This window comes from Winogradskyella litorisediminis, assembly GCF_042675765.1.
Taxonomy (GTDB): domain Bacteria; phylum Bacteroidota; class Bacteroidia; order Flavobacteriales; family Flavobacteriaceae; genus Winogradskyella; species Winogradskyella litorisediminis.
The window spans coordinates 88,935-110,806 of record NZ_JBHTJL010000016.1; the positions used below are offsets into that span (position 1 = coordinate 88,935).

Here is a 21,872-nt window from a genome sequence, read left to right on the forward strand (position 1 = left end):
TAAAGAGAGGTTAACAAAAATTTATATAGAAATATATGCCAACAATTTCACAATTAGTACGAAAAGGAAGAGCCAAAATAACCAAGAAGAGTAAATCGGCTGCTTTAGATTCGTGTCCTCAGAGACGTGGTGTATGTACTCGTGTTTATACAACGACGCCTAAAAAACCAAACTCAGCAATGCGTAAGGTGGCAAGGGTTCGTTTAACAAACGGAAACGAGGTTAATGCATACATCGGTGGAGAAGGTCACAATTTACAAGAGCACTCGATAGTATTGGTTAGAGGCGGAAGAGTTAAAGATTTACCAGGAGTTAGATACCATATTGTTCGTGGTGCCTTGGATACAGCAGGTGTTGCTGGAAGGACACAACGTAGATCTAAGTATGGTGCAAAACGCCCTAAGAAGTAATTAAAGAACTTTAAGAAGAAGACATGAGAAAAAGACAAGCGAAAAAAAGACCTCTTTTACCAGACCCAAAATTTAACGACCAGTTAGTAACTCGTTTCGTTAATATGATGATGTGGGATGGAAAGAAGTCTGTGGCTTTTAAAGTATTTTACGATGCAATTGATATCGTAGAAGAAAAGAAAACTGATGACGAAAAAACAGCTTTAGAAATTTGGAAAGATGCTTTATCTAACGTTATGCCTCACGTAGAAGTACGTAGCCGTAGAGTTGGTGGTGCAACATTTCAAATCCCAATGCAAATTCGTCCAGACCGTAAGGTATCTACTGCGATGAAATGGTTAATTAACTATTCTCGCAAAAGAAACGAAAAATCTATGGCACAACGTTTAGCATCAGAAGTATTAGCTGCTGCTAAAGAAGAAGGTGCAGCCGTTAAGAAAAGAGTTGATACTCATAAGATGGCAGAAGCAAACAAAGCATTCTCTCACTTTAGATTTTAATAAGAAATGGCAAGAGATTTAAAATATACAAGAAATATAGGTATTGCTGCACATATTGATGCAGGAAAAACCACTACTACAGAGCGTATTCTTTATTATACAGGTGTTTCTCATAAAATTGGTGAAGTGCACGATGGTGCTGCAACAATGGACTGGATGGAGCAAGAGCAAGAAAGAGGTATTACAATTACTTCTGCTGCTACAACTTGTACATGGCAGTTCCCGATTGAAAACGGAGAACCAACACCAGAAACAAAAGGATACCACTTTAATATTATTGATACTCCTGGTCACGTAGATTTTACGGTTGAGGTAAACCGTTCATTACGTGTATTAGATGGTTTAGTATTCTTATTTAGTGCAGTTGATGGTGTTGAGCCACAATCTGAAACTAACTGGAGACTTGCAGATAACTATAAAGTTCCAAGAATTGGTTTCGTTAATAAAATGGACCGTCAAGGATCTAATTTTTTAGGGGTTTGTCAACAAGTCAAAGATATGTTGAAGTCTAACGCGGTGCCAATCGTTTTAAACATTGGTGACGAGATAGATTTTAAAGGTATTATAGATTTAGTAAAAAACAGAGCTATTGTATGGCATGATGAAACTCAAGGGGCAACTTTTGATGTTATCGAAATTCCAGAAGAGCTTAAAGCTGAAGCTAGAAAATATAGAGCTTTATTAATTGAAGAGGTTGCAACTTACGATGAGAACTTATTAGAAAAGTTTATGGAAGATGAAGATTCAATTACAGAAGAAGAAGTGCACGCTGCACTTAGAGCTGCTGTAATGGATATGGCTATTATTCCAATGATTTGTGGTTCTGCTTTCAAAAATAAAGGTGTACAGTTCTTATTAGATGCTGTATGTCGTTACTTACCTTCTCCAATTGATAAAGAAGGTATTAAAGGTATTAATCCTGAAACTGAAAAAGAAGAAATTCGTAAGCCTAGCGTAAAAGAACCTTTTGCTGCTTTAGCATTTAAGATTGCTACAGATCCTTTTGTAGGTCGTTTAGCATTCTTCCGTGCATATTCAGGTCGTTTAGATGCGGGTTCTTATGTATTAAATAATCGTTCAGGTAAAAAAGAGCGTATCTCACGTATCTATCAAATGCACGCTAATAAGCAAAATGCAATTGATTTTATTGAAGCTGGAGATATTGGTGCTGCTGTTGGATTTAAATCTATTAAAACAGGAGATACTTTAACTGACGAAAAACATCCTATTGTTTTAGAATCTATGGACTTCCCAGACCCAGTAATTGGTATCGCGGTTGAGCCTAAAACTAAAGCAGATGTTGATAAATTAGGGATGGGCTTAGCTAAATTAGCTGAAGAAGATCCAACGTTTACAGTTCGTACAGATGAGGCTTCAGGTCAAACAATTATTTCGGGAATGGGTGAGCTTCACTTAGATGTAATTGTGGATCGTTTAAAGCGTGAGTTTAAAGTTGAAGTAAGTCAAGGTCAACCACAAGTTGAATACAAAGAGGCTATTACTCGTGCAGCAGACCATAGAGAAGTTTATAAAAAACAATCTGGTGGTCGTGGTAAATTCGCAGATATCGTATTTACTGTTGAACCAGCAGAAGAAGGTAAAGTAGGTTTAGAGTTTATTTCTGAAATTAAAGGTGGTAACGTTCCTAAAGAATTTATCCCTTCAATTGAAAAAGGATTCAAAATGGCAATGGTAAATGGTCCATTAGCGGGTTATGAAGTTGATGCTATGAAGGTGACACTTAAAGATGGTTCTTATCATGATGTGGATTCTGATCAGTTATCGTTCGAATTAGCTGCTAAGTTAGGATTTAAGAATGCTGCTAAAGCTGCTAAAGCTGTAATTATGGAGCCAATCATGAAACTTGAAGTTATTACTCCAGAAGAAAATATGGGTGATATCGTTGGTGACTTAAACCGTCGTCGTGGTCAAGTTAGTGATATGGGTGATAGAGCAGGTGCTAAAACTGTAAAAGCTACAGTGCCGTTATCTGAGATGTTTGGTTACGTTACAACGTTACGTACATTATCTTCAGGTAGAGCAACGTCTACTATGGAATTCTCTCACTACGCAGAGACACCATCAAATATATCAGAAGAAGTAATTAAAGCAGCTAAAGGCATAGAAGCTTAAAACTAAAAGAAAATGAGTCAGAAAATTAGAATAAAATTAAAGTCTTACGATCATAATTTAGTTGACAAGTCTGCTGATAAGATTGTAAAAACAGTAAAAAGTACAGGTGCTGTAGTAACGGGTCCAATTCCATTACCGACACACAAGAAAATTTTCACTGTATTACGTTCACCACACGTAAATAAGAAGTCAAGAGAACAATTTCAATTAAGCTCTTATAAGAGATTATTAGATATTTACTCTTCATCTTCTAAGACAATTGATGCTTTAATGAAACTTGAATTACCAAGTGGAGTTGAAGTTGAAATCAAAGTGTAATTTGAACTAAACATGTCCTGAGCTGCGAGCGAAGGAAAAACGGCAAAAATACAATTCAAGGCTGGAACGTATTTTTCAGCCTTGAATTTTGAATAACAAATAGTAATAATTAATAAATAATAAATATGTCTGGGTTAATTGGAAAAAAAATCGGTATGACCAGCATTTTCGATGAAAATGGAAAGAATATTCCATGTACAGTAATCGAAGCTGGACCATGTATCGTTACCCAAGTCAGAACTGAAGAAGTGGACGGTTATAGTGCACTACAATTAGGTTTCGATGACGCGACAGAGAAAAACGCTACTAAAGCAGACTTAGGTCATGCTAAAAAAGCGGGTACTTCTGTAAAGCGCAAAGTTGCTGAGTTCAAAGGTTTTGATGCGGAGTACAAATTAGGAGATGCTATCACAGTTGAGCATTTTGCTGAAGGAGAATTTGTTGATATAGCAGGTACATCTAAAGGTAAAGGTTTTCAAGGTGTCGTAAAGCGTCATAATTTCGGTGGTGTAGGTCAAGCAACGCATGGTCAACACAACCGTTTAAGAGCTCCTGGTTCTATTGGTGCAGCTTCTTATCCTGCGAGAGTATTCAAAGGAATGAAGATGGCTGGAAGAATGGGTGGAGACACAGTAAAAGTTCAAAATTTAAGAGTTTACAAAGTAGTTCCAGAAAAGAATTTACTTGTAGTTAAAGGTTGTGTTCCAGGACACAAAAACTCTTATGTAATTATTCAGAAGTAATGAAAATAGCAGTTTTAGATATAAACGGAAAAGATACGGGTAGAAAAGCTGAGCTTTCTAAAGACGTATTCGCTATTGAACCAAATAACCACGCTGTATATTTAGATGTAAAGCAATTCTTGGCTAACCAAAGACAAGGAACGCATAAAGCTAAAGAGCGTGCTGAAATTACTGGTAGTACACGTAAGATTAAAAAACAAAAAGGAACAGGTACAGCACGTGCAGGTTCTATTAAGTCTGGTGTATTTAAAGGTGGTGGACGTATGTTTGGTCCAAGACCAAGAAATTACGGGTTTAAACTTAACAAAAATGTTAAGCGTTTAGCACGTAAATCTGCCTTATCAATTAAAGCAAATGACAAGTCAATCGTTGTGTTAGAGGACTTTAACTTTGATACACCAAAGACAAAGAATTTTGTTAATGTATTGAAAGCCTTAGAGGTAGAAAACAAAAAAACACTCTTTGTGTTGGGTGACTCAAATAATAATGTATATTTGTCGTCGCGCAATTTAAAAGGCTCTGAAGTAGTAACTTCTTCAGAATTAAGCACTTATAAAATAATGAATGCTAATAAAGTTGTTCTTTTAGAAGGTGCATTAGAAGGAATTGAAACGAATTTAAGTAAATAGAACGATGAGTATCTTAATAAAACCGATAATCACAGAAAAAGCAACAATGCAAAGCGAAGTGCTTAACGCATATGCTTTTCAAGTGAATAAAAAGGCGAACAAGGTAGAAATCAAAAAAGCAGTAGAAGCTGCTTATGGAGTTTCTGTTGAAAAAGTTCGTACAATTAATGTCCGTCCAGATCGCAAGACTAAGTTTACAAAAACTGGTGTGCAACATGGTAAAACAAATGCTGTTAAAAAAGCAATTGTACAACTGGCGGAAGGTGAAACAATAGATTTATACGCTAACATGTAATTAGACATCAATGTCAGTAAGAAAATTAAAACCAGTTACATCAGCCCAGCGATTTAGAGTAGTTAATGGATTTGACGCCATTACTACTGATAAGCCGGAAAAGAGTTTACTCGTTCCGAAAAAAAGGTCTGGTGGTAGAAACAGTCAAGGAAAAATGACCATGCGCTACATTGGTGGTGGTCACAAGAAAAAGTATCGTATTATCGATTTTAAGCGTAACAAGCCAGGTATTCCTGCAGAAGTTAAGTCAATCGAGTATGATCCAAACAGAACGGCATTTATTGCTTTACTAAATTACCAAGATGGTGAGAAACGTTATGTCATCGCTCAAAATGGTTTGCAAGTAGGTCAAAACATCGTTTCTGGAGAAACAGGTATTGCTCCTGAAATAGGAAATGCAATGCCATTAAGTGAAATACCATTAGGTACTATTATCTCTTGTATAGAGTTGCGTCCAGGTCAAGGTGCTGTTATGGCACGAAGCGCAGGTGCTTTTGCTCAATTAATGGCAAGAGACGGTAAATTTGCTACAGTTAAATTACCATCAGGTGAAACAAGACTAATCTTAGCTAATTGCTTAGCAACTATTGGCGTAGTGTCTAATTCTGATCATCAATTATTAGTTTCAGGTAAAGCAGGTAGAAGTAGATGGTTAGGAAGACGTCCAAGAACAAGACCAGTGGTTATGAACCCAGTTGATCATCCAATGGGTGGTGGTGAAGGTAAGTCTTCAGGTGGACACCCAAGATCAAGAAACGGTATTCCTGCTAAGGGTTATAGAACTCGTTCTAAAACTAAAGCAAGTAATAAGTACATTGTAGAACGTAGAAAGAAATAATTAAGAAAGTAGTATGGCACGTTCATTAAAAAAAGGACCTTACATCCATTATAAATTAGAAAAGAAAGTTGCTGAAAACGTAGCTTCAAACAAAAAGACAGTTATTAAGACTTGGTCTAGAGCATCAATGATTTCTCCAGATTTTGTTGGTCAAACTATAGCTGTTCACAATGGAAGACAATTTGTTCCAGTATATGTTACTGAGAATATGGTAGGTCATAAGTTAGGAGAGTTTTCACCGACAAGATCATTCCGTGGTCATGCAGGTGCAAAAAATAAAGGTAAAAAATAAGAATCATGGGAAGTCGTAAACACAAAATGGCAGAAGCCATTAAGGCGGAGAAGAAGCAAGTTGCTTTTGCTAAGCTAAATAACTGTCCTACATCACCAAGAAAAATGCGTTTAGTAGCGGATTTAGTAAGAGGTGAAAAGGCGGATAAAGCGCTAATGATTCTTAGATTTAGCCAAAAAGAAGCATCTCGTCGTTTAGAAAAATTGTTATTGTCTGCTATTGCAAACTGGCAAGCTAAAAATGAGGATGCAGATATTGAGGACGCTAATTTATTTGTAAAAGAAATTAGAGTAGATGGTGGTACAATGTTAAAAAGACTACGTCCAGCACCTCAAGGTAGAGCACATAGAATTAGAAAAAGATCTAACCACGTAACATTAGTGGTAGATTCATTAAACAAAACACAAAGCTAAGATAGAGATATGGGACAAAAGACAAATCCAATCGGAAATCGTTTAGGTATTATCAGAGGATGGGAATCTAACTGGTACGGTGGTAATGACTATGGAGACAAGTTAGCCGAAGACGATAAGATTAGAAAATATGTTCACGCTCGTTTATCAAAAGCTAGTGTGTCAAGAGTAATCATTGAAAGAACTTTAAAGCTTGTAACCGTTACTATCACTACCGCTAGACCTGGTATTATTATCGGAAAAGGTGGCCAAGAGGTAGACAAGTTAAAAGAAGAGCTTAAAAAGATTACTGGTAAAGAAGTTCAATTGAACATCTTTGAAATTAAGAGACCTGAGTTAGATGCGTATTTAGTGGCAGCTAGTGTTGCTCGTCAAATTGAAAGTAGAATTTCTTATAGACGTGCAATAAAAATGGCTATTGCAGCGGCAATGCGTATGAATGCTGAAGGAATCAAAATCCAAATTAGTGGTCGTTTAAATGGAGCTGAAATGGCACGTTCTGAGCACTACAAAGAAGGTCGTATTCCATTATCTACTTTTAGAGCAGATATCGATTATGCTTTAGTTGAAGCACATACGACTTACGGTCGTTTAGGTGTAAAAGTTTGGATTATGAAAGGTGAAGTTTATGGAAAAAGAGAACTTTCTCCGTTAGTTGGCCTTTCTAAGCAAAAAGGAAAAGGTGGACGTGGCGGTACCAAAAAAGGTGGAAACCAACGTCGTAGAAAGTAATTTTTTAAAGGAAAGAAGAAAAAATGTTACAGCCTAAAAGAACAAAATTTCGTAAGCAGCAAAAAGGACGTATGAAAGGTAACGCTGGAAGAGGTCATTTGTTATCAAATGGAACTTTCGGTATTAAAGCCTTAGATTCAACGTTCATTACTGCACGTCAAATAGAAGCAGCTCGTATCGCAGCTACTCGTTACATGAAGAGAGAAGGGTCATTATGGATTAAAATATTTCCAGACAAGCCTATTACTAAAAAGCCTCTTGAAGTACGTATGGGTAAAGGTAAAGGTGCTGTAGAATATTGGGCAGCAGTTGTAAAACCAGGTCGAGTTTTATTTGAAATTAGTGGAGTGCCATTAGACGTAGCTCAAGAAGCATTGCGTTTAGCAGCACAAAAACTTCCAGTTAAAACTAAGTTTATCATAGCTAGAGATTACGAAGCTTAATAAAAAGTATTATGAAGCAATCAGAAATTAAACAGCTATCTACAGCTGAGTTACAAGAAAAACTTGGTGAAACTAAAAAGAGTTATACAGACCTAAAAATGGCACATGCTATATCTCCATTAGAAAATCCTATTCAGTTACGTAACGTAAGACGTACCGTAGCAAGATTAGCGACCGAGTTAACAAATAGAGACAATCAATAATTGTATTCTGCTGAAAGATGGAAAAAAGAAATTTAAGAAAAGAACGTATAGGAGTAGTGACTAGCAATAAAATGCAGAAGTCTATTGTTGTTGCCGAAGTAAAAAAGGTAAAACATCCTATGTATGGAAAATTCGTTTTGAAAACAAAGAAATATGTTGCTCATGACGAAACAAATGACTGCAATATCGGAGATACTGTAAAGATTATGGAAACACGACCTTTAAGTAAATCTAAATGTTGGAGATTAGTAGAAATAATTGAAAGAGCGAAGTAATTATGGTACAACAAGAATCAAGATTAAAAGTAGCTGACAATACAGGAGCAAAGGAAGTTTTAACTATCCGTGTTCTTGGTGGTACAAAAAGACGTTATGCATCAGTTGGTGATAAAATTGTAGTTTCAGTAAAAGCTGCAACACCAAATGGTAATATTAAGAAAGGTGCTGTTTCTACAGCAGTGGTTGTACGTACAGCTAAAGAGGTTAGACGTCCTGATGGATCTTATATCCGTTTTGATGATAATGCATGTGTTTTATTAAACCCAACGGGCGAAATGAGAGGTACACGTGTTTTTGGACCAGTAGCAAGAGAGCTTCGTGATAAACAATTCATGAAAATTGTATCATTAGCACCAGAAGTGCTTTAATACATTAAGAAAAAATGACAAAGCTTAAAATAAAAACTGGAGATACTGTAAAAGTAATTGCTGGAGACCATAAAGGTTCAGAAGGTAAAGTGCTTAAGGTATTAAAAGAAAAAAACAAAGCCATCGTAGAAGGTGTAAATATGGTTAAAAAGCATATGAAGCCAAGTGCTCAAAGCCCTCAAGGTGGTATAGTAGAAAAAGAAGCTGCTATTCATGTTTCAAATTTATCTTTACTTACAGGAAAAGGTGAAGCTACTCGAGTAGGTTACAGAATGGATGGTGACAATAAAGTGAGATTTTCTAAAAAATCAAATGAAGTAATTTAGTTATGGCTTACGTTGCAAGATTAAAACAAGAGTACAAGGACAGAGTTGTTACTGCTCTTACAGAAGAATTTGGTTACAAAAATGTGATGCAAGTACCTAAGCTTACTAAGATTGTTATATCTAGAGGTGTTGGTGCAGCTGTTGCTGATAAAAAACTTGTTGACCATGCAGTAGAGGAATTAACTAAAATATCTGGTCAAAAAGCTATTCATACATTATCTAAAAAAGATGTTGCATCTTTTAAATTACGTAAAGGAATGCCAATCGGCGCTATGGTCACGTTAAGAGGTGAGAATATGTATGAGTTTTTAGATCGTTTAGTAACTTCAGCTTTACCACGTGTTAGAGATTTTAACGGTATTAAGGCTACAGGTTTTGACGGTCGTGGAAATTATAACTTAGGTATTACCGAGCAAATTATCTTTCCAGAAATTGATATTGATAAAATCAACAGAATTTCAGGAATGGATATAACATTTGTAACTACAGCTGAAACTGATAAGGAAGCAAAATCGCTTTTAACAGAACTAGGATTACCTTTTAAAAAGAACTAATTATGGCTAAAGAATCAATGAAAGCCCGCGAGGTTAAGCGCGCAAAAACAGTAGCTAAATATGCAGCTAAACGTAAAGCTTTAAAAGAAGCTGGAGATTATGAGGCATTACAAAAGTTACCAAAAAACGCTTCACCAATTCGCCAACATAATCGTTGTAAGCTAACCGGACGTCCAAAAGGATATATGAGACAATTCGGAATTTCTCGTGTAATGTTCAGAGAAATGGCTAATCAAGGATTAATCCCAGGTGTTAAGAAAGCAAGCTGGTAATAAAAAAGAATTATAAATTGGTTTCAGGTTTGGTTTAGAAGAGTTCTATAACCGAAAACCGATTCCGCAAATTAATAACTATGTATACAGATCCAATAGCGGATTATCTTACTAGAGTTAGAAATGCTGTAAAAGCTAATCACAGAGTGGTTGAGATTCCAGCATCTAACTTAAAGAAAGAGATGACTAAAATATTATTCGACCAAGGATATATTTTAAGTTACAAATTTGACGACTCTACTGTACAAGGAACTATTAAAATTGCCCTTAAGTACAACAAAGAGACTAAAGAGTCAGTAATCAAAAAAATTCAACGAATCAGTACACCAGGTTTACGTAAGTATGCTGGCGCTAACGAAATGCCAAGAATCTTAAATGGTTTAGGTATTGCAATTGTTTCTACCTCTCATGGAGTAATGACAGGTAAGCAAGCGCAAAGAGAAAACGTTGGTGGTGAAGTATTGTGTTACGTTTACTAAAATCAGGAAATTATGTCAAGAATAGGTAAAAATCCAGTTTCAATTCCTGAAGGCGTAACTGTTGAAGTTAAAGACAACATAATTACTGCAAAAGGTAAATTAGGTGAGTTAACCCAAGAGTACTCAGGTATTGATATCAAAATAGAAGATGCTACTATCACATTAGAGCGTCAGTCTGAAAAGAAAGAACACAAGTCTAAGCACGGTTTATACAGAGCTTTAATCGCTAATATGATTGAAGGTGTGTCTAAAGGTTGGACAAAAGAATTAGAATTGGTTGGTGTAGGTTACAGAGCATCTAACCAAGGACAAAAATTAGATTTAGCTTTAGGTTTTTCGCATAACATCATCATTGATGTAGCTCCAGAAGTTAAAATAGAAACAATTTCTGAAAAGGGTAAAAACCCAATCGTAAAATTAACTTCTCACGACAAGCAATTGGTAGGTCAAGTAGCGGCAAAAATCCGTGGCTTCCGTAAGCCAGAACCTTACAAAGGAAAAGGTGTGAAGTTTGTTGGTGAAGAAATCAGAAGAAAAGCAGGTAAATCAGCTTAATACTAAGGTTATGGCATTAACAAAGAACGAAAGAAGACAAAGAATAAAAAGCAGAATTCGTAAGATTGTATCTGGTACTGAAGCTAGACCAAGATTATCTGTTTTTAGAAGTAATAAAGAAATTTATGCTCAAGTGGTAGATGATGTGACAGGTAAAACTATCGCTGCAGCATCTTCTAGAGATAAAGACTTAAGTGGCTCGAAAGGTAACAAATCTGAGATTGCGACTTTAGTTGGAAAATCAGTTGCTGAAAAAGCATTGAAAGCTGGTGTAGAGACTATTTCTTTTGATAGAAGTGGATACTTATACCACGGTAGAGTAAAATCATTAGCAGAAGGTGCTAGAGAAGCAGGACTTAAATTTTAAGACATTATGTATCAAAAATATAAAAACGCAGAGCTTGTAAAACCTGGAGGTTTAGATTTAAAAGATCGTTTGGTAGGCGTGCAACGTGTAACTAAAGTAACAAAAGGTGGTAGAGCTTTTGGTTTTTCTGCTATTGTTGTTGTAGGTGACGAAGCAGGTGTAGTAGGTCAAGGTTTAGGTAAATCTAAAGATGTTGCTACAGCAATTGCTAAAGCAGTAGAAGACGCTAAGAAGAATTTAGTTAGAATTCCTATTATTAAAGGAACATTACCTCACGAACAAAAAGGTAAATTTGGTGGTGCACGAGTAAATATTATACCTGCAGCTCCTGGTACTGGTGTTATTGCTGGTGGTGCTGTAAGAACAGTTCTTGAAGCCGTAGGTGTACATGATGTATTATCTAAGTCTCAAGGATCTTCAAACCCTCATAATGTAGTAAAAGCAACTTTTGATGCTTTATTACAATTGAGAGATGCAGGCGCTATTGCTAAAGAAAGAGGTATTTCACTTGAAAAAGTATTTAACGGATAATCATTAGGATAAGATGGCGAAGATTAAAGTAAAAAAAGTTAAGAGTGCAATTAACCGTACTAAAAGACAAAAGCTTACATTAGAAGCTTTAGGTCTCAAAAAAATCGGTCAAGTTGTAGAGCATGATGCCACACCAAACATCCTTGGTATGGTTAAGAAAGTTGAACATTTAGTTTCTGTAGAGGAAGCTTAAAAAATATAACTTAACAATGGATTTAAGTAATTTAAAACCTGCAGAAGGTTCAGTTAAAAGACAAGGAAAACGCGTTGGTCGTGGGCAAGGTTCTGGAAAAGGTGGTACGGCAACCCGTGGTCACAAAGGAGCAAAGTCACGTTCTGGTTATTCTAAGAAATTAGGATTCGAAGGTGGTCAAATGCCATTACAACGTCGTGTACCTAAGTTTGGTTTTACTAATATCAATAGAGTAGAATATCAAGGTGTAAACTTAGATAAACTCCAAGAGTTAGTAGAAGCAAAGAAAATTAAAGATACTGTAGATTTTGATACTCTAGTAGAATTAAGATTAGCTCGTAAAAACGAATTAGTTAAGATTTTAGGTCGTGGAGAATTAAAAGCAAAATTAACAGTTAAAGCTCATAAATTTACTGCGTCGGCTAAAGCTGCTATTGAAGCTGCTGGTGGTGAAGCTGTAACTTTATAAGATATATTAGAATGAAAATAATAGATACTTTAAAAAACGTCTGGAAAATTACAGAGCTTAAAGACAGAATAGTTTTAACTCTAGGGTTATTACTTGTTTACCGTTTTGGAGCGCAAGTAGTTTTACCAGGTATTGATGCATCTCAATTAGGCGGTTTACAAAATACTACTGATGGTGGAATTCTTGGTTTATTAAATGCTTTTACTGGTGGCGCTTTTGCAAACGCCTCTGTGTTTGCTTTAGGTATTATGCCATACATATCTGCTTCTATTGTAGTACAATTAATGGGAATTGCAATTCCTTATTTACAAAAACTACAAAAAGAGGGAGAAAGCGGGCGTAAAAAGATTAATCAAATCACACGTTGGTTAACTATTGCTATTTGTTTAGTACAAGCACCTGGTTATTTGGTAAGCTTACCAAGTTTAGGTATTCCGCAAAGTGCATTTTTATTAGGTACTGGAGGTTTATTTTATTTCTCATCTATAGTAATTTTAGTAACTGGTTGTATTTTTGCAATGTGGTTAGGTGAAAAAATTACTGACAAAGGTATTGGTAATGGAATATCACTATTAATTATGGTAGGTATTATTGCTACTTTACCACAGTCATTTTTACTCAATGCAGCATCAAGAACTGAAGGTAACGGAGGTTTTATGTTAATTCTAATAGAACTTGTAATATGGTTTTTAATTATACTAGCTTCTGTTTTATTGGTAATGGCTGTAAGAAAAGTACAAGTGCAATACGCTCGTAGAACGGCTTCTGGTGGTTATGAGAAAAACGTATTTGGGTCTCGTCAGTTTTTACCATTAAAGCTCAATGCTTCTGGTGTAATGCCTATTATCTTTGCACAAGCAATCATGTTTGTTCCTGGTTTAATCGGTGGTTCATCATGGTTAAAAGATACTGATGCTGGTCAATGGATGCAAGCTAACTTTTCTGATATCTTCGGATTTTGGTATAACTTAGTGTTTGCACTATTAATCATTGTATTTACATATTTCTATACTGCTATTACAGTTCCAACAAACAAAATGGCAGATGACTTAAAGCGTAGTGGTGGTTTTATTCCAGGTATTCGTCCAGGAAGTGAAACTTCTGAATATTTAGACAAAATAATGTCTCAAATTACCTTACCAGGTTCTATTTTCTTAGCATTAATTGCAATTTTCCCTGCATTTGTCGTTAAATTAATTGGAGTTCAACAAGGTTGGGCATTATTCTTTGGAGGTACATCATTATTAATTATGGTTGGCGTTGCAATAGACACTATGCAACAAGTAAATTCATACTTGTTAAATAAGCACTATGACGGCTTGATGAAATCAGGTAAAAATAGAAAAGCAGTAGCGCAATAAAAGATACAAAATGAATTAGTCTCAATTGGGCAAGGTATTTGTTTTAAAAAGACTAAACATTAAAAATTATTTATGGCAAAACAAGCAGCAATAGAACAAGATGGAACGATAATAGAAGCATTATCTAATGCAATGTTCCGAGTAGAATTAGAAAACGGTCACATCGTGACTGCACACATCTCTGGTAAAATGCGTATGCATTACATTAAGTTATTACCTGGAGATAAAGTAAAATTAGAAATGAGCCCTTATGATTTAACGAAGGCTCGTATAACTTATAGATACTAAGAATGCTCTGGTGGTTGAGCGTCGTCGAAATCACAAAGAGTTTTAAAATTAATTAAGATGAAAGTAAGAGCATCAGTTAAAAAGAGAAGTGCCGATTGTAAATTGGTACGAAGAAAAGGGAGACTTTACGTAATTAACAAAAAGAATCCAAGATTTAAACAAAGACAAGGATAAACACTAAAACGTTTAGTTATTAGACTGAAATGAATCTGTTCGAAATCGATTGGTTTAGGATTCTAACAACTAAAAATCGCATTGATTAAATGACTTCAGTGCAAAAACTAAAACAGATATGGCAAGAATTGCAGGTGTAGACATACCAAAACAAAAAAGAGGAGTTATCTCTTTAACTTATATCTATGGAATAGGTAGAAGTCGTGCTAAAGAAATTTTAGAAACTGCTAAAGTTGACGAAAGCACAAAAGTACAAGACTGGACAGATGATCAAATCGGAGCAATCCGTGATGCTGTTGGAACTTTCAAAATTGAAGGTGAGTTACGTTCTGAAACACAATTAAACATAAAACGTTTAATGGACATTGGATGTTACAGAGGTATCCGTCACAGAGCTGGACTTCCTTTAAGGGGTCAACGTACAAAAAACAACTCTCGTACAAGAAAAGGTAGAAGAAAAACGGTTGCTAACAAAAAGAAAGTAACTAAGTAAAAATAGTATTTAGTCTTTAGACGTTGGAAGGAATCTGTTTGAAATTTATACGGTTTAGGATTCTAGCGACTATAAACTAATCACTAAAAACTAAAAGAAAAAATGGCAAAGTCAAGTACAAAAAAACGTAAAGTAATTATTGATGCAGTCGGAGAAGCTCATATAACAGCATCTTTCAATAACATCATTGTATCTTTAACAAATAAAAAAGGTGACGTAATTTCATGGTCATCAGCTGGTAAAATGGGTTTTAGAGGTTCAAAAAAGAATACACCCTATGCTGCTCAGTTAGCTGCAGAAGATGCTGCAGGAGTTGCTAAAGAAGCTGGTTTAAAGAAAGTAAAAGCATACGTAAAAGGTCCAGGTAACGGTAGAGAATCTGCTATAAGATCCATCCACAATGCAGGTATTGAAGTAACTGAAATTATCGATGTTACACCACAGCCGCATAACGGATGTCGTCCTCCTAAAAGACGTCGTGTATAATTACAACATATAATCAGATAAATCTGATTAACTAAGACATCTTTAAGATGTTGAATATCATAAAATAAACTAATTTCGATAACTATATTGAGATTAGTTTATTTTGTGTATTTTTGCAAACCGAAAATAATAACAAGTATCAACGAGAGGTAAACGATTTAGAAGGATAAGCTTAAGACCTTAATTCTAGAATCACTCTCAAAATTAATTTAAAATGGCAAGATATACTGGTCCTAAAACTAAAATAGCTCGTAAATTTGGCGAAGCTATCTTCGGAGATGATAAAGCCTTCGAAAAACGTAATTATCCTCCAGGACAACACGGAAACAACCGTCGTCGTGGAAAAAAATCTGAATACGCAATCCAGTTAATGGAAAAGCAAAAAGCTAAGTACACCTATGGTATTTTAGAAAAGCAATTCAGAAATATGTTTAAAAGAGCAACAGCTGCACAAGGTATTACTGGTGAAGTATTATTACAATTATGTGAGTCTCGTTTAGATAACGTAGTTTACAGAATGGGCATTGCTCCAACAAGAAGCGCTGCACGTCAGTTAGTTTCTCACAGACATATTACTGTAAATGGTGAAAAGGTAAACATTCCTTCTTACCAATTAAAAGCTGGTGATGTTGTTGGTGTAAGAGAAAAATCTAAATCTTTAGAAGCAATCACTAATTCATTAGCTAATTCTAGTAATGTTTATGAGTGGATTACTTTTAACAACGATACGAAATCTGGTACTTACGTTTCTGTACCTGCACGTATTCAAATTCCTGAGAACATCAACGAACAATTTATCGTTGAACTTTACTCTAAATAATAATTAATCATATTGGTATTTGGCCAAAGGGTTTACTGGACTTCTTCAAACTTTTAAACCGCGCAACCAAATAACAATTAAAACGAAGAAAACTATGGCAATATTAAATTTTCAAAAACCAGATAAAGTAATCATGATAGATTCTAATGAATTCGATGGTAAATTCGAATTCAGACCATTAGAACCTGGATATGGTTTAACAGTTGGTAATGCCTTAAGACGAGTTTTGTTATCGTCATTAGAAGGTTTTGCTATTACATCTGTTAGAATCGAAGGTGTAGACCACGAATTCTCAACAATTTCTGGTGTAGTAGAAGACGTAACTGAAATGATTTTGAACTTAAAACAAGTAAACTTTAAGCGTCAAATTGATGAAGTTGATAACGAAACAGTTACAATATCAATTTCAGGTCAAGAGCAAATCACTGCAGGAGATTTCCAAAAATTTATCTCTGGTTTCCAAGTTTTAAATACAGATTTAGTTATCTGTAACTTAGACCCAAAAGTGAGTGTTAATATGGAAATCACTATTGAAAAAGGTAGAGGTTACGTACCAGCAGAAGAAAACAAAAAGGCTTCAGCACCAATAGGTACAATTTTTACGGATTCTATTTACACGCCAATAAAAAATGTAAAATACGGAATTGAAAACTTCCGTGTTGAGCAAAAAACGGATTACGAAAAGTTAGTTTTCGAAATTCAAACAGACGGTTCAATTCATCCAAAAGATGCATTAACTGAAGCAGCAAAAATATTAATTCACCACTTCATGTTATTCTCAGACGAGCGTATCACTTTAGAGGCGGATGAAATTGCACAGACTGAGACTTATGATGAAGAATCTCTTCACATGCGTCAGCTATTGAAAACTAAATTAGTTGATATGGATTTGTCTGTACGTGCGCTTAATTGTTTAAAAGCTGCTGAAGTAGACACTTTAGGTGACTTAGTATCTTTCAATAAAAATGATTTAATGAAATTCAGAAATTTTGGTAAGAAGTCTTTAACAGAGCTAGAAGAATTAGTGAATGTAAAAGGTCTTAACTTCGGAATGGATTTAAGCAAATATAAATTAGATAAGGACTAATAATAATTAAACTAATCATATTTTGCTCTCTAGAAACTTTTTCTAGATTTGGAAGCAAGATGATAAACAAAAAGTCATGAGACACGGAAAAAAATTCAATCATTTAGGTCGTAAAACAGCTCACAGAAAAGCAATGTTAGCTAATATGGCATGTTCTTTAATTGAGCACAAACGTATTAATACAACTGTTGCAAAAGCAAAAGCTTTGAAGCAATTTGTTGAGCCAATGATTACAAAATCTAAAGAAGATACTACACACAATAGACGTTTGGTATTTTCTAAATTAAGACAAAAAGATGTTGTAGCAGAATTGTTTAGAGACGTAGCTGCTAAAGTAGGAGATCGTCCAGGTGGTTACACAAGAATTATCAAATTAGGTAATCGTCTTGGAGATAACGCAGATATGGCAATGATTGAGTTAGTAGATTACAACGAGATTTATAACGCCGATAAAGCGCCGAAGAAGACAACTCGTAGAAGTAGACGAGGTGGAAAGAAAGCTACTACTACTCCAGTAGTAGAAACTAAAGCTACTAACGAAGAAGAATAAATGTTAATAAGCATTAATAAATATAAAGGGTAAACTATTTTAGTTTATCCTTTTTTTTTGGAATTTTGTATAACTAAAGTTTCTATATCGAAACTTAAAACACAACTCAGCGCATGAAATATAAACAAAGAAAAAAAGCCTTAATTTTACTTGCAGATGGCACAATTTTTCATGGTAAATCTATAGGTAAAGAGGGCACAGCTTTTGGCGAGGTTTGTTTTAACACAGGCACCACTGGTTACCAAGAAATTTTTACTGATCCTTCTTATTTTGGGCAACTTATGGTAACAACCAATGCTCATATTGGGAATTACGGAACAAAAAATTCTGAAAACGAATCTGACTCAGTAAAGATTGCAGGTTTGATTTGTAAGAATTTTAGCTTTGAATATTCACGTCCAGGTGGAGACAAGTCCTTAGAAACTTTCTTTGAAGAAAATAACACTTTAGCCATTTCCGATGTTGATACTAGAGCTTTGGTAAGTTATATTAGAGATAATGGCGCTATGAATGCTGTAATTACCACTGAAGTTGGTAATGTTGAAGAATTAAAAAAACAACTTGCTGAACAACCCAGCATGAATGGTTTAGAATTGGCTTCAAAAGTTTCAACCAAAGAACCTTACTTTGTCGGAGACGAAAACGCAACCTATAAAATTGCAGCCTTAGATATAGGTATAAAAAAGAATATTTTGCGCAATTTAACGCAACGCGATGCTTATGTGAAAGTATTTCCATACAATGCAAAATTTGAAGATTTAGAAGCGTTTAATCCAGATGGGTATTTCTTATCAAACGGACCTGGCGACCCAGAGCCTTTAGTAGAAGCTCAAGCTATTGCTAAAGAAGTTATCGCAAAAGATAAACCACTTTTTGGTATTTGCTTAGGGCATCAAATTATTGCTTTAGCAAATGGAATTTCAACATACAAAATGCACAACGGCCATAGAGGAATAAATCATCCTGTAAAAAATTTAATTACAGGTAAAGGAGAAATAACCTCTCAAAACCACGGTTTTGCCATCAATAGAGAAGAAACAGAAAAGCATCCAGATATTGAGATAACACACGTGCATCTTAACGACAATACGGTTGCAGGTATTAAAATGAAAAACAAAAATGTATTTTCTGTACAATACCATCCAGAAGCAAGTCCCGGACCAAACGATTCTACCTATTTGTTTGATGAGTTTATCGAACGAATAAAGAAATAAGTGATGAAAAAATGGTAACAAATCAAGCGCTTTGTTACCATTTTTCAATTACGAAAACCGTTTCGTAGCAATTTATCGTAATAATATATCAATCTCCTAATTTAAGGACTTCATTTTTGTAAATTTGACAAATGAAGCTTGCCATACTGTTCCGAGAATTCGAGATTGTATCAGCATTTCGTTCAAATAAATAATAAAATAAATATTAAAAAATATCACCCATGAGTATCATAATCAACATTCACGCCAGACAAATTTTAGACAGTAGAGGAAATCCAACCGTAGAGGTAGATGTTATTACAGAAAACGGCGTTTTAGGTCGTGCTGCTGTACCATCTGGAGCGTCGACTGGCGAGCACGAAGCTGTAGAGTTACGTGATGGTGGCGATACTTATATGGGCAAAGGTGTCTCTAAAGCAGTAAATAATGTCAATTCTATAATAGCTGAAGAACTATTAGGCGTTTCTGTTTTTGAGCAGAATGCCATTGACCAAATGATGATTGATTTAGATGGTACACCTAACAAATCTAAGTTAGGTGCCAATGCTATTTTAGGTGTGTCTTTAGCAGCCGCAAAAGCAGCAGCTAATGAACTTAATATGCCACTATACAGATACGTTGGTGGTGTTTCGGCAAATACATTGCCAGTACCAATGATGAATATCATTAACGGCGGTTCTCACTCAGATGCACCAATTGCATTTCAAGAATTTATGGTAATGCCAGTAAAGGCAAAAAACTTTACGCATGCTATGCAAATGGGAACTGAGATTTTTCATCATCTTAAGAAAGTATTACACGACAGAAATCTAAGTACTGCCGTTGGAGACGAAGGTGGTTTTGCACCAAACCTTGCTGGTGGAACTGAAGATGCTTTAGAAACTATTGCAAAAGCAGTAGCTAACGCAGGTTACAACTTAGGTGATGATGTTATGATTGCTTTAGATTGTGCTGCGGCAGAATTCTACAAAGACGGAAAGTACGATTATACCATTTTTGAAGGAGACAGCGGAAAAGTAAGAACAAGCCAAGAGCAAGCAGACTACTTAGCAGAACTGGCTTCAAAATACCCAATTATTTCTATTGAAGACGGTATGGATGAAAATGATTGGCAAGGTTGGAAGTATCTAACAGACAAAATTGGCGATAAAGTCCAATTGGTTGGTGATGATTTATTTGTAACTAATGTAGAGCGTTTAGGTAGAGGTATCTCTGAAGGAATAGCCAATTCAATTTTAATTAAAGTGAACCAAATTGGTACATTAACAGAAACCATAGCTGCTGTAAACATGGCGCATAATGCAGGTTATACCTCTGTAATGTCTCACCGTTCTGGGGAAACCGAAGATAATACCATTGCAGATTTGGCTGTAGCATTAAATACAGGGCAAATTAAAACTGGTTCAGCTTCTCGAAGCGACCGTATGGCTAAATACAATCAGTTATTACGCATTGAAGAAGAGCTTGGTAGTGTAGCATATTTTCCTCAAGAAAATGCTTTTAAACTAAACTAAGAATTAAAATTTCTTATCTTTAAATATAAGCGATTGTCTGTATTGGGCAATCGCTCTTATTTTATATAGGTTTTAAGAATACTAGAATTGTTAAAACCGTTATAAATACGCTTTCGAAATCGATGTAGATTTCGTAATTTCGTAATCCGAAAAATTTAAGAAAAAATCAACTATAGATGTCAGATAAAGCGATATTAGAGATTAATGGAGAAAAGCACGAATTCCCATTGGTTAGAGGTACAGAGAATGAGGTAGCAATAGATATTAAAGCCTTGCGAGCAGCTACAAATGGTATTATTACTATTGATCCAGGTTATAAAAATACAGGTAGCTGCGAGAGCGCTATTACATTTTTAGATGGAGAAAAGGGTGTGCTAAGATATCGTGGATATGCTATTGAAGAGTTGGCAGAAAAAGCTGATTTTTTAGAGGTGGCTTATCTTTTAATTTTTGGTGAACTTCCTAATAAATCTCAATTAGATAAGTTTCATTCTGATATTAAATCTCAGGCTGTTGTTGATGACGATGTAAAAAAGATTTTAGATGCATTTCCAAAGGCAGCTCACCCAATGGGTGTTTTATCTTCTTTAACCAGTGCTTTAACCGCATTTAATCCATCTTCCGTTAATGTAGATTCAGAAGAGGACATGTATAAGGCAATCGTTAGTATTTTAGGTAAGTTTCCTGTTCTTGTTGCATGGACAATGCGCAAAAAGAATGGTTTACCGTTAGAATATGGCGATGATAATCTAGGATATGTAGAAAACATCTTAAAGATGATGTTTAAAAACCCAAATAAGGATTACACTCAAAGTTCTATACTTGTTAACGCATTAGACAAATTATTAATTCTACATGCAGACCACGAACAAAATTGTTCGACCTCAACGGTTAGAATTACAGGTTCTTCGCACGCAGGATTATTCGCATCTTTATCTGCTGGTATTTCCGCGCTTTGGGGACCACTTCATGGTGGAGCAAATCAAGCAGTTTTAGAAATGCTTGAAGCAATTAAAGAAGATGGTGGAGATACTAAAAAATATATGGCTAAAGCTAAAGACAAAAGCGACCCTTTCCGTTTAATGGGCTTTGGTCATCGTGTTTATAAAAACTTTGACCCAAGAGCAAAAATTATTAAGGTTGCTGCAGACGAAGTATTGAGCGATTTAGGTGTTGAAGATCCAATTTTGGATATTGCTAAAGGTTTAGAAAAAGAAGCTTTAGAAGACTCATATTTTGTAGACCGTAAACTGTATCCAAATGTAGATTTCTACTCTGGAATTATTTACCGTGCTATGGGTATACCTGTAGAAATGTTTACTGTAATGTTTGCATTAGGTCGTTTACCAGGTTGGATTGCACAGTGGAAAGAAATGCGTATGCGTAAAGAACCTATTGGCCGTCCACGTCAATTATATACTGGTGAGACATTAAGGTCTTTTACACCAATAGAAAAAAGATAAAAAGTTTTAAAAAGCTTCATAAGAAATTATGGAGCTTTTTTCTGTTCAATCATGTTCTCATCTATAAATTTAGTTTTGTGA

35 protein-coding genes are annotated in these 21,872 nt (G+C 35.2%); all 35 read left to right on the forward strand.

The window, feature by feature from the left end; translation table 11 throughout:
• The first annotated feature begins 35 nt into the window (after positions 1–35).
• The gene (rpsL, locus tag ACFQ1Q_RS11475) at positions 36–410 is read left to right on the forward strand and encodes a 30S ribosomal protein S12 (protein WP_008269190.1); all 375 of its coding nucleotides are present in this window, start codon (positions 36–38) and stop codon (positions 408–410) included.
• Positions 411–433: 23 nt separating this feature from the next.
• Positions 434–910: a 30S ribosomal protein S7 gene (gene rpsG, locus ACFQ1Q_RS11480; protein ID WP_386131512.1), complete on the forward strand. Its 477-nt coding sequence runs from the start codon at positions 434–436 to the stop codon at positions 908–910.
• A gap of 6 nt (positions 911–916) precedes the next feature.
• Positions 917–3,043, forward strand: a complete 2,127-nt coding sequence (gene fusA / locus ACFQ1Q_RS11485; protein WP_386131515.1) for an elongation factor G — start codon at positions 917–919, stop codon at positions 3,041–3,043.
• A gap of 12 nt (positions 3,044–3,055) precedes the next feature.
• A complete protein-coding gene (rpsJ, locus tag ACFQ1Q_RS11490; protein ID WP_007650482.1) occupies positions 3,056–3,361 on the forward strand; it encodes a 30S ribosomal protein S10 in 306 nt (101 codons plus the stop codon).
• A gap of 125 nt (positions 3,362–3,486) precedes the next feature.
• Positions 3,487–4,104, forward strand: coding sequence for a 50S ribosomal protein L3 (rplC, locus tag ACFQ1Q_RS11495; protein ID WP_386131518.1), 618 nt, complete (start codon positions 3,487–3,489; stop codon positions 4,102–4,104).
• Positions 4,104–4,733, forward strand: a complete 630-nt coding sequence (gene rplD / locus ACFQ1Q_RS11500; protein ID WP_386131521.1) for a 50S ribosomal protein L4 — start codon at positions 4,104–4,106, stop codon at positions 4,731–4,733. The genes rplC and rplD overlap by 1 nt, the downstream gene beginning before the upstream one ends.
• 4 nt (positions 4,734–4,737) lie before the next feature.
• Positions 4,738–5,028: a 50S ribosomal protein L23 gene (rplW, locus tag ACFQ1Q_RS11505; RefSeq protein WP_386131523.1), complete on the forward strand. Its 291-nt coding sequence runs from the start codon at positions 4,738–4,740 to the stop codon at positions 5,026–5,028.
• Positions 5,029–5,038: 10 nt separating this feature from the next.
• Positions 5,039–5,866, forward strand: coding sequence for a 50S ribosomal protein L2 (gene rplB / locus ACFQ1Q_RS11510; protein WP_386131526.1), 828 nt, complete (start codon positions 5,039–5,041; stop codon positions 5,864–5,866).
• A gap of 13 nt (positions 5,867–5,879) precedes the next feature.
• On the forward strand, positions 5,880–6,158 hold the full coding sequence (gene rpsS, locus ACFQ1Q_RS11515) for a 30S ribosomal protein S19 (RefSeq protein WP_008269180.1): 279 nt from the start codon (positions 5,880–5,882) through the stop codon (positions 6,156–6,158).
• 5 nt (positions 6,159–6,163) lie between these two features.
• Complete coding sequence (gene rplV, locus ACFQ1Q_RS11520) at positions 6,164–6,571, forward strand: 50S ribosomal protein L22 (RefSeq protein ID WP_386131529.1); 408 nt, start codon at positions 6,164–6,166, stop codon at positions 6,569–6,571.
• 9 nt (positions 6,572–6,580) lie between these two features.
• Positions 6,581–7,303 carry a 30S ribosomal protein S3 gene (rpsC, locus tag ACFQ1Q_RS11525; protein WP_386131532.1) on the forward strand — a complete coding sequence of 241 codons (723 nt, stop codon included), beginning with the start codon at positions 6,581–6,583 and terminating at the stop codon, positions 7,301–7,303.
• 23 nt (positions 7,304–7,326) lie between these two features.
• Positions 7,327–7,746 carry a 50S ribosomal protein L16 gene (gene rplP / locus ACFQ1Q_RS11530; protein WP_386131534.1) on the forward strand — a complete coding sequence of 140 codons (420 nt, stop codon included), beginning with the start codon at positions 7,327–7,329 and terminating at the stop codon, positions 7,744–7,746.
• A gap of 11 nt (positions 7,747–7,757) precedes the next feature.
• The gene (gene rpmC, locus ACFQ1Q_RS11535) at positions 7,758–7,949 is read left to right on the forward strand and encodes a 50S ribosomal protein L29 (protein ID WP_073085360.1); all 192 of its coding nucleotides are present in this window, start codon (positions 7,758–7,760) and stop codon (positions 7,947–7,949) included.
• A 17-nt stretch (positions 7,950–7,966) separates the two neighbouring features.
• A complete protein-coding gene (rpsQ, locus tag ACFQ1Q_RS11540; protein ID WP_006988541.1) occupies positions 7,967–8,224 on the forward strand; it encodes a 30S ribosomal protein S17 in 258 nt (85 codons plus the stop codon).
• 2 nt (positions 8,225–8,226) lie between these two features.
• Positions 8,227–8,595: a 50S ribosomal protein L14 gene (gene rplN / locus ACFQ1Q_RS11545; RefSeq protein WP_188375185.1), complete on the forward strand. Its 369-nt coding sequence runs from the start codon at positions 8,227–8,229 to the stop codon at positions 8,593–8,595.
• 14 nt (positions 8,596–8,609) lie between these two features.
• Complete coding sequence (rplX, locus tag ACFQ1Q_RS11550; RefSeq protein ID WP_386131539.1) at positions 8,610–8,921, forward strand: 50S ribosomal protein L24; 312 nt, start codon at positions 8,610–8,612, stop codon at positions 8,919–8,921.
• A 2-nt stretch (positions 8,922–8,923) separates the two neighbouring features.
• Positions 8,924–9,475, forward strand: coding sequence for a 50S ribosomal protein L5 (gene rplE, locus ACFQ1Q_RS11555; RefSeq protein ID WP_386131542.1), 552 nt, complete (start codon positions 8,924–8,926; stop codon positions 9,473–9,475).
• A 2-nt stretch (positions 9,476–9,477) separates the two neighbouring features.
• Entirely contained in the window at positions 9,478–9,747 is a 270-nt protein-coding gene (gene rpsN / locus ACFQ1Q_RS11560; protein ID WP_042245225.1) for a 30S ribosomal protein S14, read from the forward strand.
• A gap of 80 nt (positions 9,748–9,827) precedes the next feature.
• Positions 9,828–10,226 (forward strand): 30S ribosomal protein S8, encoded by a 399-nt coding sequence (rpsH, locus tag ACFQ1Q_RS11565; RefSeq protein ID WP_386131545.1) that lies wholly within the window; start codon positions 9,828–9,830, stop codon positions 10,224–10,226.
• Positions 10,227–10,238: 12 nt separating this feature from the next.
• Positions 10,239–10,781, forward strand: coding sequence for a 50S ribosomal protein L6 (gene rplF, locus ACFQ1Q_RS11570; protein ID WP_386131548.1), 543 nt, complete (start codon positions 10,239–10,241; stop codon positions 10,779–10,781).
• Positions 10,782–10,791: 10 nt separating this feature from the next.
• Complete coding sequence (gene rplR, locus ACFQ1Q_RS11575; RefSeq protein WP_386131551.1) at positions 10,792–11,148, forward strand: 50S ribosomal protein L18; 357 nt, start codon at positions 10,792–10,794, stop codon at positions 11,146–11,148.
• Positions 11,149–11,154: 6 nt separating this feature from the next.
• On the forward strand, positions 11,155–11,679 hold the full coding sequence (rpsE, locus tag ACFQ1Q_RS11580) for a 30S ribosomal protein S5 (RefSeq protein WP_386131553.1): 525 nt from the start codon (positions 11,155–11,157) through the stop codon (positions 11,677–11,679).
• Positions 11,680–11,692: 13 nt separating this feature from the next.
• Complete coding sequence (rpmD, locus tag ACFQ1Q_RS11585; protein ID WP_045468968.1) at positions 11,693–11,872, forward strand: 50S ribosomal protein L30; 180 nt, start codon at positions 11,693–11,695, stop codon at positions 11,870–11,872.
• 16 nt (positions 11,873–11,888) lie between these two features.
• Positions 11,889–12,341: a 50S ribosomal protein L15 gene (rplO, locus tag ACFQ1Q_RS11590; RefSeq protein ID WP_386131555.1), complete on the forward strand. Its 453-nt coding sequence runs from the start codon at positions 11,889–11,891 to the stop codon at positions 12,339–12,341.
• Positions 12,342–12,352: 11 nt separating this feature from the next.
• Entirely contained in the window at positions 12,353–13,702 is a 1,350-nt protein-coding gene (secY, locus tag ACFQ1Q_RS11595; RefSeq protein WP_386131558.1) for a preprotein translocase subunit SecY, read from the forward strand.
• Positions 13,703–13,774: 72 nt separating this feature from the next.
• The gene (infA, locus tag ACFQ1Q_RS11600) at positions 13,775–13,990 is read left to right on the forward strand and encodes a translation initiation factor IF-1 (RefSeq protein ID WP_007094967.1); all 216 of its coding nucleotides are present in this window, start codon (positions 13,775–13,777) and stop codon (positions 13,988–13,990) included.
• Between the two features lie 57 nt (positions 13,991–14,047).
• Positions 14,048–14,164 carry a type B 50S ribosomal protein L36 gene (ykgO, locus tag ACFQ1Q_RS11605; protein ID WP_008269159.1) on the forward strand — a complete coding sequence of 39 codons (117 nt, stop codon included), beginning with the start codon at positions 14,048–14,050 and terminating at the stop codon, positions 14,162–14,164.
• A 118-nt stretch (positions 14,165–14,282) separates the two neighbouring features.
• The gene (rpsM, locus tag ACFQ1Q_RS11610; RefSeq protein WP_386131560.1) at positions 14,283–14,657 is read left to right on the forward strand and encodes a 30S ribosomal protein S13; all 375 of its coding nucleotides are present in this window, start codon (positions 14,283–14,285) and stop codon (positions 14,655–14,657) included.
• A gap of 102 nt (positions 14,658–14,759) precedes the next feature.
• Entirely contained in the window at positions 14,760–15,143 is a 384-nt protein-coding gene (gene rpsK / locus ACFQ1Q_RS11615) for a 30S ribosomal protein S11 (RefSeq protein ID WP_386131563.1), read from the forward strand.
• 214 nt (positions 15,144–15,357) lie between these two features.
• Positions 15,358–15,963, forward strand: coding sequence for a 30S ribosomal protein S4 (rpsD, locus tag ACFQ1Q_RS11620; protein WP_386131566.1), 606 nt, complete (start codon positions 15,358–15,360; stop codon positions 15,961–15,963).
• A gap of 94 nt (positions 15,964–16,057) precedes the next feature.
• Positions 16,058–17,050: a DNA-directed RNA polymerase subunit alpha gene (locus ACFQ1Q_RS11625; RefSeq protein ID WP_386131569.1), complete on the forward strand. Its 993-nt coding sequence runs from the start codon at positions 16,058–16,060 to the stop codon at positions 17,048–17,050.
• Between the two features lie 76 nt (positions 17,051–17,126).
• Entirely contained in the window at positions 17,127–17,600 is a 474-nt protein-coding gene (gene rplQ, locus ACFQ1Q_RS11630) for a 50S ribosomal protein L17 (protein WP_386131571.1), read from the forward strand.
• 113 nt (positions 17,601–17,713) lie between these two features.
• Positions 17,714–18,814, forward strand: coding sequence for a glutamine-hydrolyzing carbamoyl-phosphate synthase small subunit (carA, locus tag ACFQ1Q_RS11635; RefSeq protein WP_386131574.1), 1,101 nt, complete (start codon positions 17,714–17,716; stop codon positions 18,812–18,814).
• Positions 18,815–19,035: 221 nt separating this feature from the next.
• The gene (gene eno, locus ACFQ1Q_RS11640; RefSeq protein ID WP_386131577.1) at positions 19,036–20,328 is read left to right on the forward strand and encodes a phosphopyruvate hydratase; all 1,293 of its coding nucleotides are present in this window, start codon (positions 19,036–19,038) and stop codon (positions 20,326–20,328) included.
• Positions 20,329–20,504: 176 nt separating this feature from the next.
• Complete coding sequence (locus ACFQ1Q_RS11645; protein ID WP_386131579.1) at positions 20,505–21,791, forward strand: citrate synthase; 1,287 nt, start codon at positions 20,505–20,507, stop codon at positions 21,789–21,791.
• Positions 21,792–21,872 lie beyond the last annotated feature (81 nt).

Excerpts from the sequence above, each read along its gene's own strand:
- rpsL (WP_008269190.1), top strand. The coding sequence starts at position 36 with ATGCCAACAATTTCACAATTAGTACGAAAAGGAAGAGCCAAAATAACC.
- rpsG (WP_386131512.1), top strand. The coding sequence starts at position 434 with ATGAGAAAAAGACAAGCGAAAAAAAGACCTCTTTTACCAGACCCAAAA.
- fusA (WP_386131515.1), top strand. The coding sequence starts at position 917 with ATGGCAAGAGATTTAAAATATACAAGAAATATAGGTATTGCTGCACAT.
- rpsJ (WP_007650482.1), top strand. The coding sequence starts at position 3,056 with ATGAGTCAGAAAATTAGAATAAAATTAAAGTCTTACGATCATAATTTA.
- rplC (WP_386131518.1), top strand. The coding sequence starts at position 3,487 with ATGTCTGGGTTAATTGGAAAAAAAATCGGTATGACCAGCATTTTCGAT.
- rplD (WP_386131521.1), top strand. The coding sequence starts at position 4,104 with ATGAAAATAGCAGTTTTAGATATAAACGGAAAAGATACGGGTAGAAAA.
- rplW (WP_386131523.1), top strand. The coding sequence starts at position 4,738 with ATGAGTATCTTAATAAAACCGATAATCACAGAAAAAGCAACAATGCAA.
- rplB (WP_386131526.1), top strand. The coding sequence starts at position 5,039 with ATGTCAGTAAGAAAATTAAAACCAGTTACATCAGCCCAGCGATTTAGA.
- rpsS (WP_008269180.1), top strand. The coding sequence starts at position 5,880 with ATGGCACGTTCATTAAAAAAAGGACCTTACATCCATTATAAATTAGAA.
- rplV (WP_386131529.1), top strand. The coding sequence starts at position 6,164 with ATGGGAAGTCGTAAACACAAAATGGCAGAAGCCATTAAGGCGGAGAAG.
- rpsC (WP_386131532.1), top strand. The coding sequence starts at position 6,581 with ATGGGACAAAAGACAAATCCAATCGGAAATCGTTTAGGTATTATCAGA.
- rplP (WP_386131534.1), top strand. The coding sequence starts at position 7,327 with ATGTTACAGCCTAAAAGAACAAAATTTCGTAAGCAGCAAAAAGGACGT.
- rpmC (WP_073085360.1), top strand. The coding sequence starts at position 7,758 with ATGAAGCAATCAGAAATTAAACAGCTATCTACAGCTGAGTTACAAGAA.
- rpsQ (WP_006988541.1), top strand. The coding sequence starts at position 7,967 with ATGGAAAAAAGAAATTTAAGAAAAGAACGTATAGGAGTAGTGACTAGC.
- rplN (WP_188375185.1), top strand. The coding sequence starts at position 8,227 with ATGGTACAACAAGAATCAAGATTAAAAGTAGCTGACAATACAGGAGCA.
- rplX (WP_386131539.1), top strand. The coding sequence starts at position 8,610 with ATGACAAAGCTTAAAATAAAAACTGGAGATACTGTAAAAGTAATTGCT.
- rplE (WP_386131542.1), top strand. The coding sequence starts at position 8,924 with ATGGCTTACGTTGCAAGATTAAAACAAGAGTACAAGGACAGAGTTGTT.
- rpsN (WP_042245225.1), top strand. The coding sequence starts at position 9,478 with ATGGCTAAAGAATCAATGAAAGCCCGCGAGGTTAAGCGCGCAAAAACA.
- rpsH (WP_386131545.1), top strand. The coding sequence starts at position 9,828 with ATGTATACAGATCCAATAGCGGATTATCTTACTAGAGTTAGAAATGCT.
- rplF (WP_386131548.1), top strand. The coding sequence starts at position 10,239 with ATGTCAAGAATAGGTAAAAATCCAGTTTCAATTCCTGAAGGCGTAACT.
- rplR (WP_386131551.1), top strand. The coding sequence starts at position 10,792 with ATGGCATTAACAAAGAACGAAAGAAGACAAAGAATAAAAAGCAGAATT.
- rpsE (WP_386131553.1), top strand. The coding sequence starts at position 11,155 with ATGTATCAAAAATATAAAAACGCAGAGCTTGTAAAACCTGGAGGTTTA.
- rpmD (WP_045468968.1), top strand. The coding sequence starts at position 11,693 with ATGGCGAAGATTAAAGTAAAAAAAGTTAAGAGTGCAATTAACCGTACT.
- rplO (WP_386131555.1), top strand. The coding sequence starts at position 11,889 with ATGGATTTAAGTAATTTAAAACCTGCAGAAGGTTCAGTTAAAAGACAA.
- secY (WP_386131558.1), top strand. The coding sequence starts at position 12,353 with ATGAAAATAATAGATACTTTAAAAAACGTCTGGAAAATTACAGAGCTT.
- infA (WP_007094967.1), top strand. The coding sequence starts at position 13,775 with ATGGCAAAACAAGCAGCAATAGAACAAGATGGAACGATAATAGAAGCA.
- ykgO (WP_008269159.1), top strand. The coding sequence starts at position 14,048 with ATGAAAGTAAGAGCATCAGTTAAAAAGAGAAGTGCCGATTGTAAATTG.
- rpsM (WP_386131560.1), top strand. The coding sequence starts at position 14,283 with ATGGCAAGAATTGCAGGTGTAGACATACCAAAACAAAAAAGAGGAGTT.
- rpsK (WP_386131563.1), top strand. The coding sequence starts at position 14,760 with ATGGCAAAGTCAAGTACAAAAAAACGTAAAGTAATTATTGATGCAGTC.
- rpsD (WP_386131566.1), top strand. The coding sequence starts at position 15,358 with ATGGCAAGATATACTGGTCCTAAAACTAAAATAGCTCGTAAATTTGGC.
- ACFQ1Q_RS11625 (WP_386131569.1), top strand. The coding sequence starts at position 16,058 with ATGGCAATATTAAATTTTCAAAAACCAGATAAAGTAATCATGATAGAT.
- rplQ (WP_386131571.1), top strand. The coding sequence starts at position 17,127 with ATGAGACACGGAAAAAAATTCAATCATTTAGGTCGTAAAACAGCTCAC.
- carA (WP_386131574.1), top strand. The coding sequence starts at position 17,714 with ATGAAATATAAACAAAGAAAAAAAGCCTTAATTTTACTTGCAGATGGC.
- eno (WP_386131577.1), top strand. The coding sequence starts at position 19,036 with ATGAGTATCATAATCAACATTCACGCCAGACAAATTTTAGACAGTAGA.
- ACFQ1Q_RS11645 (WP_386131579.1), top strand. The coding sequence starts at position 20,505 with ATGTCAGATAAAGCGATATTAGAGATTAATGGAGAAAAGCACGAATTC.